This is a genomic window from Rhodoferax sp. GW822-FHT04A08 (genome assembly GCF_058801025.1).
The window spans coordinates 39,936-53,589 of the sequence record NZ_JBXAMW010000015.1 but is presented as its reverse complement, the minus strand read 5'-3'; the positions used below and the strand labels follow the sequence as shown (position 1 = coordinate 53,589).

The window sequence follows — 13,654 nt, the reverse complement described above, 5'->3', positions numbered from 1 at the left end:
CGGAAAGTGTATGCCTGCAAGCCAGATAAGTGTTTGCTTTGTTTGCTTGAATTTAGAATAATGTGGCAATAGTCTTTCTTATATTGGCATATTTTGGAAACACTTGATCAGTTCGACGTAGCCATCCTGAATGAGCTGCAAAACGATGGCCGCCTGACCAATGCCGAACTGGCCCAGCGTGTGGGTCTGAGCGCGGCGCCCTGCTGGCGGCGCGTGAGGGCGTTGGAGGAGAGCGGCTACATCAGCGGTTACCGCGCCGAGATCAACCGCCACAAGATCGGGCTGGGAGTGTTGGCCTTTGTGCGGCTGGATGCGGACCGCAACAGCGGGGATGTGCTGCAGGCGCTGGAGGAAGGCATACGCTCCATTCCCGAGATCATCAGCTGCCACTACATCAGCGGCACCGGCACCTTCGAGCTGCAGGTAGTGAGTCGCGACCTGGAGAGTTTCAGCCAGTTTGCCCGCAATGTGCTGATCAATCTGCCCAACGTCAAGGACGTGCACACCAGCTTTTCACTGGGGGAGATCAAGGCCAGCAGCGCCTTGCCGCTCAGCCACCTGCGACGCAATCAGAAGCAGGTGTGAATGGCGCCGCAAACGCGGTAGTCGTCTTCCACCACCGCCATCCAGCGCCACTTGTCAAAGGTGGTGCAAGGGTGCGAAATGCCCAGCACCACGCGGTCACCCACAGCGGGCACTACACCCGCCGGGTCAAACTGCAGGTAAGCATGCTGGTCGTTGAGTGCCGTGATGCGCCAGTCGGGTGGCGTGGTCTGCATGCCATCCACCGAACGCACACCGGCACGGGCAAAGCGTTGCGGCAGAGGCTGCTCGATATCGTGCGAAATATCGCGGCGCCCGCAGCTCAGAAAGGCCAAGCCCGGCTCGGGCACCGATTGAACCAGCGCCCACACTTCCAGCGCCGGTTGCAGGGATTCCTGCAAGCCTTCGCGTTGCTCCATCAGGTGCAGGTAGCGGGTGTAATGTCCGTGGTCGTGCGTGACATAGCAGCCTGAGCGCAGCACGCCATCCACGGGCTTTGACAACTGCTCCGTGGTGAGCAGCGGCAGCACCAGGTCGAACACGGCAGAGCCGCCGGCGCTGAGCAGGATGCGTTCATCGGCGAAAAGCCCTTGTGCATCACAGGCCCGCACCACCTGCACCACGCGGCGCACCAGGTCCGAGACGGCGCGCACATCGTGATCGTTGTCGCATTGTGCGGCGATGCCTTCGTAGCACTCCACGCCGCACAGGCGCACTGCGGGCGAGGAAGCGAGTGCCTGCGCCAGCTCCCATGCTTCCTCCTGCGTGCGGCAACCGGTGCGCTTGCCCGCAACGCCCATTTCCAGCAGCACGTCAAAGGGCTGGTAGACGGCTTGCGCGACCGCCCATTGCTCGATCAGCCGCAGTTGCGCCAGCGAGTCCACCAAAAACCAGACCCGCAGATCGGCATGCGTCTGCAACAGGCCGCGCAATCCCGCAAGGTCCGCCGCCGCCAGCACTTGGTTGGCAATGATGGCGCGGCGCACACCGGCCTGCACCCCCACGGCAAGCTGGAACACAGTGGCGAAGGTCAGTCCCCAGGCGCCGGCATCCAGCTGCATGCGAAACAGTTCGGGCGACATGGTGGTCTTGCCGTGCGGCGCCAGATGTACGCCCTTGCGTGCAGCATAGGCCTGCATCCAGGCCAGGTTGTGGTTCAGCGCGGAACGCTTGAGCACGGCCAGCGGATAAGCCAAGTCATCGGCCAGCAGATTCCACTGAAGTGCGGCAAGTTCCTCTGACTCCAGACTTCCAGCAGCCAGAGGGAAGCTCTTGCAGGCTGCGTCCAGCAACAAATCAGCGCTCCAGCACCTTGCGGATGGTTGCACCCAGTTCTTCGGCCACAAACTTGGCCACATAGGCGTCTGCGCCCACGCTCTTGACGTGGCTCTCGTTGGTGGTCCCTGTGAGAGAAGAGTGGATGACCACCGGGATGCCGGAAAAACGCGAATCCTGCTTGATGTTGCGGGTGAGCGTGAAGCCATCCATCTCCGGCATTTCCAGGTCGGTCAGCACCAGCGCGACCAGGTCCTTGATGGACTTGCCCTGCCGAGCGGCGTCGGCCTGCATGGAGCCCAGCTTTTCCCAGGCTTCCTTGCCGGTCTTGGTCATGATGTAGGGGATGTTCATGGCCTTGAGGCCCTGCTCGATCATCATGCGGGCCACAGCGGAATCGTCCGCCGCCAGCACCACGGAACCGGGTGGAATCGCAGCAGTCGCCAGCTTGTCACCGTCCAGCACGCCCTTGTGCTGTTCGGGGAATACATCGCGCAGGATCTGCTCCACATCCAGCACCTGGGCCAGGCGGGTGTTTTCCGAATTGCCGTCCAGCCGCGCGATGCTGGTCACCAGTCCGCCACCCGTGCCTTCGGCGGACAGCACCTGCTTCCATTCCAGACGTACGATTTCGTTGACTTCTTCCACGGCAAAAGCCTGGGTGGTACGGGCAAATTCAGTCACCAGCAAAATGCCCAATCCCTTGGTCGGGTTGCAACCGGCAATCAGGGGAAGGTTGATCACGGGAATCATCTGCCCGCGGATGTTGGCCACACCCATCACCGTATCCGGCGCATTCACCATGGCGGTGATTTCGGGCATGACCATGATCTCGCGCACCTTGAACACGTTGATGCCGAACAGCTCGCGCTTTTGCGTGTTCTTGGCCTCACCCAATCGGAACAGCAGCAGCTCGAACATGCTGTTTCCGGTGAGGTTGGTGCGCTCATCAATGTCGCGCATGGCCGAATTGCTGCTCATGGTGTTCTCCAATATGAATATGAGGATTTGTAGTTAAAAGCCCCTGCAAGGGGCATGGTAACTGCAACTGGGCTACTTCGGCCAAATAACCCACATCTGCAACGGCTGGCGCAATCGCCCGGCCAGTTCCATGGCATCAGGCCCCCAGCCGGCGAAGTAATCGGCTCGCACCGCACCGGTGATGGCGCTACCGGTGTCCTGTGCCAGCACCATGCGCTGCAGCCGCGTCTGTGCGCCGCTGGAGACCAGCCACACCGGGGTACCGTAGGGGATGCTCTCAGGGTCCACTGCAATCGAGCGCCCGGGTGTCAGTGCCACGCCTTGCGCGCCTTTGGGGCCAAACACGGCGTCCAGCTCGGACAGGGGCTCTTCCTTGAAGAACACCACGCGCGGGTTACTCCAGAGCGCTTCCTGCTGGCGCTGCGGATTCTGTGCTAGCCAGGCCTTGATGCCCGGCCAGGAAGCGTCCTTGATCAGTCCCTGGTCCAGCAGCCAGCGGCCCACGCTGCGATAGGGCTGGTCGTTGGTGCCGGCATAGGCCACCCGAATCAGCTTGCTGCTGCCGTCCGGCTGGGCAATGCGCAGGCGCCCCGAGCCCTGGATCTGCAGCACCAGTGCATCCACCGGATCGGCCACATAGGCTATGACGCGATCACGTAACGCGGCCTGGGCTTCGGGCAGGGTGTCGATGTCGTGGCGGTTGTACCAGGGCTTGCGCTGATTGAGGTTGCGCGGCGGCTGGTACACCGGAATGCTGAAGGCCGCCGTCTGCACACGACTGGCGTCCAACTGCGGTTCAAAGTAGCCCGTCAACAGCCCGTTGGGATCTCCCTGCGCACTTTCCACACGCTGGGGTTGAAAGTGCTGGCGCATCCAGTCGCGCTGCATTTCCGGTGTCGCAATGCTCAGGCGTCGCACATCGGCGCAGTAGCTGGCAAAGGCCGCGCCCGGGCGCTCGCAGCTCTTGATCCAGGCATTCCAGGCTTCAAACAGGTTGTCTTCCTCAAAGCCCGGAAGATCCGACCACGCCACGGTGGTCCAGCGGTTCTTGGCGCGTTGCGTGCTGGTGCCAGAGATGACCGCCCCGGGCGCAGGCGCAGGCGCACGCGCCGGAGCTGCCGAGACTGGCGCAGTGGCCACAGGACTCATCGGGGCACTGCCACAGGCGGCCAGCATTCCTACAATCAGGGCCACACACCACCAAGCCAAAGCCATCTTCATGACACTGCTGTTACTGGAAGCCCTGGGGGCCGGACTACTATTCATCGGAATCATCTGGTGGACCATGTTTTCGGGCCGCCCGGATGGCGACCCGCCTTCTTCGACGGAGCAGGACAAGGACAAGCCCGCGTCATAGTATGCGGTGCTGCAGCGAGGGCAACTGGTTGCGCCACTGTTGCATCGCCTGCGCGTCCAGCTCAGCAATCACTACGCCCGAATCCTGCGCCTGCTGGGCCAGCACATGGCCCCAGGGGTCAATCAGGATGGACTGTCCCCAGGTCTGTCGGCCATTGGGGTGTGTGCCGCCCTGAGCCGCCGCCGCCACAAAGGCCAGGTTTTCAATGGCGCGGGCGCGCAACAGCACTTCCCAATGCGCCTTGCCGGTGGTGTGGGTAAAAGCCGCGGGTACCAGCAACAGGTCCACCCCTTCGGTCGCATAGCTCCGATAGAGCTCGGAAAAGCGCAGGTCGTAGCACACGCTCATGCCGATCTGCCAGGTGTGGCCGTCCCTGGAAGGCAGGGCAAAACGCACTGGCGTGTTGCCACGGTCCAGCACCCGCGATTCGTCGTATTGCTCGCGGCCATTGTCAAAGCGAAACAGGTGGATCTTGTCGTAGCGCGCCACACACATCCCCTGCGGGTTGAACACCAGCGAGCTGTTGAACACCTTGTCCGGCGCCGAAGCGCTCAGTGGCAGCGTCCCCGCCACGATCCACAGGCCCAGTGTGCGCGCAGTTTCCGAAAGAAAGTCCTGGATGGGGCCCTTGCCAAAGGCCTCCTGGATTGCCAGCTTGTCGGCATCGCGTTGGCCGATCAGGCAGAAATACTCCGGCAGCACCGCCAGCTCGGCTCCTTGCTGTGCGGCCTGCTCCAGCAGGGTTCGAGCCTGATTCAGGTTTTCCTGCACGACGCCGGTGGAGATCATCTGAATGGCTGCGACTTTCATGGTGGGGTTCCTCTCTAGGGGTGCCTATTTTGCGGGTGTCGGCGTAGAAGACGGGTTTGAGGGGGTTTCCAGTTTGTGCTCCAGCTTGGTCACACGGGGGTCCACCCAGGTGCCGTCGATCATGAACTCCTGCGTATTGGCTTCGATCAATGGGCGGCGCAGAATCACATTGGCCAGGAAGGTGGTGAGCCCCACCACCGGATTGATGGCCGAGTACAGCAAGGAGGCACTGCCCAGGTTGATTTCAGGAATCACCAGCACTTTGAGCATCTGGGTTTCCTTGGCAATGTCGGCCTGGCCTTCCATCATCACGGCCGCGTTCACACCTTTCATCTGCAGGTTGCTGGTGTGCGCAATGCCCTGCTCGATGGTGACATCTCCACGCACGAAGTCGAAGGCGAATCCGTCGCTGAACACGTCGCGGAAGTCCAGCGTCAGCCGCCGTGGCAGCGACTGCAGACTGAGCACCCCCAGCAGCTTGGCAATGCCGGGCTCGGCCTTGAGGAACTGGCCAGACTCCATGTTCATGTTGAAGCCGCCAGCCATGCTGGGGTAGTCCGGCGAAAACGGCGAGCCCAGCCAAGACACCTGGCCCTCCACCTTGCCACGTCCCTTCGCAATCACGCCCGGCATGCCCATGCGCTTGAGCAGGTCGCCGGAATCGACCACATCCAGCTTGAAGTTCAACACGGTACGCCTGCGCTCGCGCACACCGCGCGCTGCAGCGCCAGGTGTTTGCGCGTTCACGTTGACCCAGTTGCCGGAGGCGGTCAGCGTGGCTTCGGGCGTATTGATGTTGAAACGGTTCAGACGCCACTCCCGCGCCGTATCCCGACCGGGAACGCCGCCCAGGTTGATGGCCTGCACGTCCAGCCGCCCCAGCTTCTTGCCGCGCAGCTCGAAGTCATCCACTACGACGTCCAGCGCCGGAATGCTGGCGGGCTGCTGGTCCAGAATGTTCTCTACATCCTGTGCCACCGTCTGACCTATGACCAGGCGTGACAGGCGTGCGTACACCCGGCCCGCAGCGGCACTGGTGCTCTGGCGGTATTCCACGTAGCCATTGAGTTCGGACGCGTCCACATTGCCGCGCCAGACCAGCCCGTCGCGCGCACCGCCCACCAGGATCTGGTTGAACTTGCGCCCGTCGGCCAGCAGCTCCTTGGCACGCAACGCGACCGTGGTGGGCAGGTAGCTGCTGTCATTGCCGCTGAGCGGTGTGCCAGCTCCTGCAACGCCCATCAGGCGCGACACCACCGTGGACCAGGCGTCCACGTCAATGCGGTTGAGGTTGAGGTTGGCCGCAACGCCTTCGCTGGGCATGGGCGCGGACTCCTCCGCGGTCAGTCCCACCCCGATGGCACCCCGCACCACCCGCGGCTCGGCGCCCGAAATATCGCGCACATAGGTCACATTGGCCAGCTTGCCGACATCCACCTGCCATTGGTCCTGCAGACGGGCACCTGCTTGTTGCGAGGCACGCACGACCGTGCTCTCCAGACGCAGTGGCAACGGTGCTTCGGGCGACTTGCCAAAGGGCTCCGGCAGGTTGATGGCCATGCCGATCAGGCTGCTGGTGACCAGCAGCTCCGGCACCCCGCCGTGCAAGGTCAGATTGGCGCTGTAGGCGGCACTCCCGGTGCTGAACTGCGCCAGCCGGGCCGCCAGTCCCAGCTCGGAAGCCTGGCGCAGACCTTCGGACGTAGCCACCCCCTGAAAACGCAGACTACCCGGCCCATTGCGCGCCGAGGCCGCGCTGCCAAAGACCATGCCCCCTTCCACACGCACGTCACCGCCCAGAATGCGTGCCTGCACGCCACTCAGGGAAAAACCGGTGTCGGTAAAGTTCACCAGCCCCTTGATGCGATTCAGACGCGGCACGCCGGGCACCAGCTGGAAGTCGCTGTTGGCCAAAGCAACACTGCCCTGTGCGGTGGACTTCTCGGCATGGTCCACCGGAATGTTGAGCTTGATCTTGTAGTCGGCAATACCGGTCACCGTGCTGCGCGCCAGGGCATTGCCGATCCAGCCGCCCACCGGCGAGGCATTCACAAACGCCAACGCCTCGGTCAGGGGCCCGCGTGCCTCCGCCGCGACTACCACCTGGGGCCCGGAATACAGCTTGGAAACCGTCACATCGGTCTTGCTGAACTGCAGGCCGGTACCGGTGGACAGCAGCCCCTTGGCGCCCTTGACCTGCAGCAGGTCATGGTCCAGCACGAACTCACCGGCAACCTGCGTCAGCAAAGGCCAGGGCGGACTGTCCTTGGGCATGACCAGGGGCGGGGCATAGGCATAGCTGACGTTGCGCACATCGGCCGAAATCCGGAACTCACCCTGCTTGGCCGAGTCAAATGGAAACTTGTCCAGATCACCCTTGAGCTTGAACTTGACGCCGCTGCCCTCTCCCGCCACCAACGCCTGCTCCAGGTACTCGCGTGCCTCTTTGTTCATCACCCGCGGCAGGTAGCGCGGCACGGCAGCCACATTGGCACGGCTGAGCGTGCCCTGCAGATCCAGCACACCGGGGAAGCGCAGGTCGGGCGCGCCCGCACGCGGCACGGCACCGGTCTGCCACTTGATTTGCGCCTCGCCCTGTGCATCGGTGTTGGCGAAGCGCACCTTGCTGGCGTCCACGCTGATGCGTTGCCCGTCCACCTTCCACTGCACGTCAGCGCTCAGAGAATCGAATGGCACCACCGGGTTGTCAAAGATGCCTGGGAACTCCACCGCGCCACCTTGTATCTGCAGGCTGGCCTTGCCGCCGCCCTGGCTGATGTCGAAATCCGCGCTGGCCCCGCGCAAGCCGGGGATGCCGTTGTGGCCGGATGGCTGCGCCGCCAAGGTCAGTTGCGAGACGCGGCCGGTCAAAGCGTAGCTGGTGGGGTTGGACGCTTCGCCCTGCCAGTTGAACTGCAGTTTCTCCACCAGGCCCTTGGGGGCCACACGCTGCACCATGGCATGCAATGTGTCATCCAGCGGCAGTCGGCTGGCCACCTCCGCCAGTGCCGCCAGATCCAACCGGTCTGCCACCAACGTGCCATGGGCACCTTGTTTGGGTTTGGGTGCAAATACGCCGAGCTGCAGATTGCCGCCGGGCCAATTCAGTCCGTCGCGGGTATCGAATGTCAGCGCCTGGGCCGACAACTCATAGCCGCCATCGAGCCGACGCGCGCCCAGACGCCCGGAGACGCGCTCCAGATCCAATGCCTCCAGATCGGCGGCCACCTTGACCGTCACCGCCTGCAGTGCCAAATCGGCCGTGGCGCCCTTGGCCTGGGCATGGTCCACATCCACCCAGGCGCGCAGGGAACCGGCCCCACGGCTCAGGTCCACGCCCAGATCACAATAGTTGCGCAACTGCGCCAGATCGACCTGGTCGGCCTGTGCATAGAGCTGCCCGACCCAATTGCGCCAATCCCCGTTGCGGCGCGAAAACAGGGTTTGCTGGAAGATGCCGCGCAAGGACAAACGGGAACCCCACCCCGCAGGCGGGTCGGCATCCACCCGCACCGAGTGGGCCAGATGCTTGTTGCGGATGACCACGTCCACATCATCCAGCTCCAGCGTGGGAAGGCCGCGCAGCTCATCGGTCCAGCGCACCTTGCCATGGCGCACCACCAGTTCCTTCTGGGAAAACACCCAATCACTGGCACTGCTGTCTTGGGTGTGGGTATCGGGCAGGGCAAAGCCGGCAATCCAGAAGCGTCCGTCGGCACTGCGACGCACGGCCAGCTCGGGCGCCTCGATATACAACTGCTCAAAACCCAGGCCAAAGGCCGAGCGGGGCGACAGCGCCGCCAGCACCGAAGGCAGGCGCAGGGACTCGCGACCACCCGCGTCCAGGAAGCGCACGTCGAGCAATTCCACCGATGGAATCAGCCCGTTGGAGCGCGCCACGATGTCACCCACCCGCACGGTAATCCCCATACGCTGACTGGCTTGCTGTTCCAGCCACGGACGGAAATCTCCGATTCGCGGCACAATCAAAAAATGCAAGGCACCCCAAGCCAGGCCCAAGGTAATCCAGGCGACCAGCAAAATCCATAGTGCCCAGTGCGCTGCCGCGGCGGAACCTCTGAGCCACAGTGAGGGAGTTGCGTGCACCTGCGCTATTAGAAAATGATCACCATGTCAGGAATTATGACCCGCAACCCAGAAGCATCCAGTGCGCTCAGCCGGTCAGCTTACCCACGCTTGGGACAACGCGTCCGTCGGCGCTACGAGACGCAGATGTCCCTGCTGCCCCCCGGGCTCCCCACGCGGGCATCCATGCAGTCCGTCTATGACCATTTGCGTGGGGCCGGAATGGACGTCTCCGCCGCGTTGCGGGTAACCCGCCAACTGGTGATGGAGCGGTTGCTGACCCTGGACTGCGAAGACGCCTGCAGCCTGGGCGAGGTGACTGCAAGCATGACCACGCTGGGGGAGTTTGCGCTGGACATAGCCTTTGACGCGAGCAGCCTGGCCTTGCAGGAAACCCACGGCGCACCACTGGGGCCGCTGGGTGAACCCGCACAACTGTGCATCGTGGGCATGGGCAAGTTCGGTGCGCGCGAGCTCAATGTGTCCAGCGACATCGACCTGATCTATATCTACGACCAGGACGGCGAGACCAGTGGCAGTGCTGAGGGGCGGGGCCGGATTTCCAATCAGGAGTACTTTGCCAAGCAGGTGCGGGCCATCTATGCCCTGGTTGGCGACACCACCGAGCACGGATTTGTGTTCCGGGTCGACCTGGCTCTGCGACCCAACGGCAACTCAGGGCCGGCCGCCGTTTCGCTGGCGGCGCTCGAAGAGTACCTCCAGGTGCAGGGACGTGAATGGGAGCGCTTTGCCTGGCTCAAGAGCCGGGTGGTGGCGCCACGCGCCGCGATAGGCTCTTCTTGCGCCCAGGGTTTGCGCTCGGTGGTGGTGCCCTTCGTGTTCCGCCGCTACCTGGACTACAACGTCTTTGACGCCCTGCGCGTGCTGCACCGCCAGATCCGCGACCACGCCACCAAGCGCAGCGCCGGACACCCGGAGCGCGGCAACGACGTCAAGCTCTCGCGCGGAGGCATCCGCGAAATCGAGTTCACCGTGCAGCTGCTGCAGGTGGTGCGCGGCGGCCAATTTCCGGAGATGCGCACCCGCCCCACTCTGAGTGCGCTGCAGCGTGTCTCCAAGTCCGGACTGATGCCACAGGCCACCGCCGACCGGCTGGCCGCGGCGTACGTGTTCTTGCGGCAGGTGGAGCATCGCATCCAGTTTCTGGACGATCAGCAAACCCATGTGCTGCCCACCAACGACGCCGACCTGCACTGGGTCGCACAGACCATGGGCTTTGCCCAATCCTGCGACTTTCTGGGCGCTCTGGATACCCACCGCGAGTTTGTGGCGCAGGAATTCGACGCACTGTTGGGGGGTGCCCAACCGCCGTGCAAGGGCGGCTGCAACAAGGCCTCGGCACCCAACGTCAGCGACTTCGAGGTCCTGCTCACCCACACCCAGGGCAAGTTCCGCGAACGCCTGACCAGTTGGCAGGCGCACCCGCGCATCCTCGCCCTGCGCGAAGAGTCACGTGCCCGCCTGGGACGCCTGATACTGCGCACCGCCCAATGGGTGGCCGAGGGCAAGGTGAGTGAAGACGCTGCCGTCAGGCTGTCGGACTGGATCGAGCCGCTGCTGCGCCGCGAGAGCTACCTGGCTTTGCTGCTGGAACGGCCCAACGTCCACGAGCGCCTGCTGCATATGCTGGGCGCCGCCAAATGGCCCGCGCGCTATCTTCTGCAACACCCTGGTGTGATTGACGAGCTTGCCGGCAGTGCCATGCTGGAGGAGCGCTTTGATGCCGCCGCGTTCGAGGCCGAGTTGGAGAGCCGCCGCACGGCACTGGCAGCCAGTGGCGAGGACGACGACGAAGCCCTGCTCAACCTGCTGCGCCGCGCCCACCATGCCGAAGTATTCCGCACCCTGGCGCGCGACGTGGAAGGCCGCATCACCGTGGAACAGGTGGCAGACGACCTCAGTGCACTGGCAGACTGCATGCTGCGCACCACCACCCGCTGGTGCTGGCAGCGTCTGAAGAATCGCCACCGCGATGAGCACCACTTTGCCATCATTGCCTACGGCAAGCTGGGCGGCAAGGAGCTGGGCTACGGCAGCGATCTCGACATCGTGTTCGTCTACGACGACGAGGACGAGCGGGCTACCGAGGTGTATGGGGCCCTGGTGCGCAAGCTGATCAACTGGCTCACCGTCAAGACCGGCGAGGGCGACCTCTACGAGATCGACACCGCGCTGCGGCCCAACGGCAACTCGGGCATGCTGGTGACCAGCTTCACCTCCTACGCCAACTACCAGCAACAGCGCGGCAGCAACACCGCCTGGACCTGGGAACACCAGGCCATGACCCGGGCGCGCTGTGTACTGGGTGAACCTGGATTGCACCAGCGCTTTGACGCGGTGCGTGAGGCCGTCATCAGCACCCCGCGTGAGGATGCCGGGCTGCGCAAGGAGATCATGGACATGCGTGCCAAGGTGCGGTCTGCCCATCCGGTGCGCGGCCACCAGTTCGATGTCAAACACAGCCCCGGCGGCATGGTGGACATCGAATTCGTGGTGCAGTACCTGGTGCTGTCCCAGAGCGCACACCACCCGGAGCTGCGCGCCAATGTGGGCAACATCGCCCTGCTGCAGCGCGCCCAGACCTGCGGACTGCTGCCCGGCCATACCGGCGACAACGCGGCACAGGCTTACCGTGCATTGCGCCAGATCCAGCACCGGGCTCGCCTCAACGAAGAACCTACCCAGGTCGACGAAGACCAGGTGCGAACCGAGCGCGAAGCCGGACTGGCGCTGTGGGCGGCAGTATTCGGCTGAAGGCCTAGCCGGCGCGTATCCGGTTGACCAGCTTGGTGGTGGAGTAACCCTGCACAAATGGCAGGGCCAGTGCCTGTCCGCCCCAGCTTTGCACCAGGGCAGTCTCCGGCAGTTTGGCCATGTCGTAGTCCCCGCCTTTGACCAGGATGTCCGGGCGGATCTCGGCAATGATTTCCTGCGGCGTGTCTTCGTCAAACCAGGTCACCAAGCTGACCGACTCTTGTGAGGCCATCACGATGGCACGGTCTTCGTCCTTGTTCAAGGGGCGGTCGTCGCCTTTGCCCAGGCGCTTGACCGATGCATCGGTATTGAGCGCCACAATCAGGCTGCCACCGAGCGCACGGGCCTGCGCCAGATAGACCACATGGCCACGGTGCAACACGTCGAATACCCCGTTGGTGAATACCCAGGGTCTGGGCAAAGCCCTCAAGGCCGCGACCAGATCGCCGCGGTGGTGGATCTTCTCCAGGAAAGCGGGGGGGGTGTCTTGAGCTTGCATGCACGCAATGCTAGCAGGGCTTCAGGCGGGTATTTGCCCGGTATTTTGATAGTTGAAACAGGGGCGAGAGGGCATAATCTTTGCACTCTATGAACCTGATTCCCGTTGAAATCGACTCCATCCGCATTGGGCAACCATTGCCTTGTGATCTCGTGGACAGCAACGGCATTCTGCTGGCCCGCAAGTCGTTTGTAGTGGCCTCCCGGGCCGATCTGGAAATGTTCTACAACCGCAGTGGCGGCCTGTTCATTGATGGTGTGGATGCTGAAGCCTTGCGCAAGGCCTACATCGACCAGTTGCAAACGCTCATGCGCAAGGAAAAGTCGATTGGCGAAATCGCCGAGTCCAAACTGATGGTGGACAAGGCGACCAAGCGCGAAGTCGTCACCACGGACCGCGTGGACTGGCGCGATCTGCAGGTGGAAGCCCACATCCTGCTGCGCGACCCCAACCGCGAACATTTCAAATGGCGGCTGGAGCATGTGTTCCGCACCCTGCAACGCGAGTCGCATCGCAACCCCAATGGGGTGCTGTTTGCACTGATCCAGCTATCGGCCTCAGAGACCTCCATGTACAGCGCGACCCACGCCATGCTGGTGAGCGTGATGTGCGGTCTGGCCGCACGCGAGGTGCTGGCCTGGCCCGAGCATGTGGAGATGCTGCTGTGCAAGGCGGCATTGACCATGAACGTCTCCATGACCGAATTGCAGGACAAGCTGACCTCGCAAAAGCGCCCGCCGGACGATACCCAACTGGCCCAGATCGACAGCCATGCGCAGCGCTCGGTGGATATCCTCAAGTCCGTCGGCATCGAAGACCCGACCTGGCTGCAGGCTGTGGCCGAACACCATGCACAGGCGCCGGGTGACCTGCGCAGCAAGACACCGGCGCAGCGGCTGGCACGCATGATCCAGCGCGCCGACATGTTTGCGGCTCGCCTCTCGCCACGCCTGTCTCGTCCGCCGGTGCCTCCGGCGGTGGCCATGCAGGCCTGCTATTTTGATGAGAACAAGCAGGTGGACGAAGCCGGTGCGGCGCTGATTAAGGCAGTCGGCATTTACCAACCAGGCTCCTATGTACGACTGGCCTCCGACGAAGTGGCCGTGGTGGTTCGGCGTGGCACCAACACCAGCACCCCACGCGTGGCGGTGGTGCTCAACCGCAGTGGCATGCCCACGGCCGAACATGCAGTGCGCGACACCAGCCAGAAGGACTACAAGGTGGTGGCAAGCGTTGCGCACAGCGAGGTCAAGGTGCAGATCCATCTGGACCGTCTGCTACCGCTTACCCAAACCACTGGCAATGACCGGGTCTGGTAAGGCTGCCCA

At 63.3% G+C, this 13,654-nt stretch carries 10 protein-coding genes; 4 read left to right on the top strand and 6 right to left on the bottom strand.

What is annotated here, in order from left to right; genetic code table 11:
- Window positions 1–93: 93 nt before the first annotated feature.
- Window positions 94–585 carry an Lrp/AsnC family transcriptional regulator gene (locus tag AC1RMF_RS21745; protein WP_493144287.1) on the top strand — a complete coding sequence of 164 codons (492 nt, stop codon included), beginning with the start codon at window positions 94–96 and terminating at the stop codon, window positions 583–585.
- Here AC1RMF_RS21745 and AC1RMF_RS21740 read toward each other — a convergent pair.
- The 3 genes from AC1RMF_RS21740 to mltA form a co-directional block, all read right to left on the bottom strand.
- The gene (locus AC1RMF_RS21740) at window positions 570–1,901 is read right to left on the bottom strand and encodes an amino acid deaminase (RefSeq protein WP_493144285.1); all 1,332 of its coding nucleotides are present in this window, start codon (window positions 1,899–1,901) and stop codon (window positions 570–572) included. The two genes, AC1RMF_RS21745 and AC1RMF_RS21740, sit on opposite strands and share 16 nt — an antisense overlap.
- On the bottom strand, window positions 1,840–2,799 hold the full coding sequence (locus AC1RMF_RS21735) for a chemotaxis protein (RefSeq protein WP_342620334.1): 960 nt from the start codon (window positions 2,797–2,799) through the stop codon (window positions 1,840–1,842). The genes AC1RMF_RS21740 and AC1RMF_RS21735 overlap by 62 nt, the downstream gene beginning before the upstream one ends.
- A 72-nt stretch (window positions 2,800–2,871) precedes the next feature.
- Window positions 2,872–4,020 carry a murein transglycosylase A gene (gene mltA, locus AC1RMF_RS21730; protein WP_493144283.1) on the bottom strand — a complete coding sequence of 383 codons (1,149 nt, stop codon included), beginning with the start codon at window positions 4,018–4,020 and terminating at the stop codon, window positions 2,872–2,874.
- Between mltA and AC1RMF_RS21725 the strand changes: the two genes are divergently transcribed.
- Window positions 4,019–4,156, top strand: coding sequence for a hypothetical protein (locus AC1RMF_RS21725; RefSeq protein WP_342620332.1), 138 nt, complete (start codon window positions 4,019–4,021; stop codon window positions 4,154–4,156). The genes mltA and AC1RMF_RS21725 overlap by 2 nt on opposite strands.
- On the opposite strand, the gene AC1RMF_RS21720 is transcribed toward AC1RMF_RS21725, so the two are convergent.
- Complete coding sequence (locus AC1RMF_RS21720) at window positions 4,151–4,966, bottom strand: carbon-nitrogen hydrolase family protein (protein WP_493144281.1); 816 nt, start codon at window positions 4,964–4,966, stop codon at window positions 4,151–4,153. The two genes, AC1RMF_RS21725 and AC1RMF_RS21720, sit on opposite strands and share 6 nt — an antisense overlap.
- A 24-nt stretch (window positions 4,967–4,990) precedes the next feature.
- On the bottom strand, window positions 4,991–9,073 hold the full coding sequence (locus AC1RMF_RS21715) for a YhdP family protein (protein ID WP_493144279.1): 4,083 nt from the start codon (window positions 9,071–9,073) through the stop codon (window positions 4,991–4,993).
- 24 nt (window positions 9,074–9,097) lie between these two features.
- Here AC1RMF_RS21715 and glnE point away from each other — a divergent pair, with 24 nt between their 5' ends.
- On the top strand, window positions 9,098–11,827 hold the full coding sequence (gene glnE / locus AC1RMF_RS21710; protein ID WP_493144277.1) for a bifunctional [glutamate--ammonia ligase]-adenylyl-L-tyrosine phosphorylase/[glutamate--ammonia-ligase] adenylyltransferase: 2,730 nt from the start codon (window positions 9,098–9,100) through the stop codon (window positions 11,825–11,827).
- A gap of 4 nt (window positions 11,828–11,831) precedes the next feature.
- Here glnE and rfaE2 read toward each other — a convergent pair whose 3' ends face one another.
- Entirely contained in the window at window positions 11,832–12,326 is a 495-nt protein-coding gene (rfaE2, locus tag AC1RMF_RS21705; protein ID WP_493144275.1) for a D-glycero-beta-D-manno-heptose 1-phosphate adenylyltransferase, read from the bottom strand.
- A gap of 89 nt (window positions 12,327–12,415) precedes the next feature.
- Between rfaE2 and AC1RMF_RS21700 the strand changes: the two genes are divergently transcribed.
- Entirely contained in the window at window positions 12,416–13,645 is a 1,230-nt protein-coding gene (locus AC1RMF_RS21700) for an HD-GYP domain-containing protein (RefSeq protein ID WP_493144273.1), read from the top strand.
- The last annotated feature ends 9 nt before the right edge of the window (window positions 13,646–13,654 follow it).

Excerpts from the sequence above, each read along its gene's own strand:
- AC1RMF_RS21740 (WP_493144285.1), bottom strand. The coding sequence starts at position 1,901 with ATGTGGCCAAGTTTGTGGCCGAAGAACTGGGTGCAACCATCCGCAAGG.
- AC1RMF_RS21735 (WP_342620334.1), bottom strand. The coding sequence starts at position 2,799 with ATGAGCAGCAATTCGGCCATGCGCGACATTGATGAGCGCACCAACCTC.
- AC1RMF_RS21725 (WP_342620332.1), top strand. The coding sequence starts at position 4,019 with ATGACACTGCTGTTACTGGAAGCCCTGGGGGCCGGACTACTATTCATC.
- mltA (WP_493144283.1), bottom strand. The coding sequence starts at position 4,020 with ATGAAGATGGCTTTGGCTTGGTGGTGTGTGGCCCTGATTGTAGGAATG.
- AC1RMF_RS21720 (WP_493144281.1), bottom strand. The coding sequence starts at position 4,966 with ATGAAAGTCGCAGCCATTCAGATGATCTCCACCGGCGTCGTGCAGGAA.
- glnE (WP_493144277.1), top strand. The coding sequence starts at position 9,098 with ATGTCAGGAATTATGACCCGCAACCCAGAAGCATCCAGTGCGCTCAGC.
- rfaE2 (WP_493144275.1), bottom strand. The coding sequence starts at position 12,326 with ATGCAAGCTCAAGACACCCCCCCCGCTTTCCTGGAGAAGATCCACCAC.
- AC1RMF_RS21700 (WP_493144273.1), top strand. The coding sequence starts at position 12,416 with ATGAACCTGATTCCCGTTGAAATCGACTCCATCCGCATTGGGCAACCA.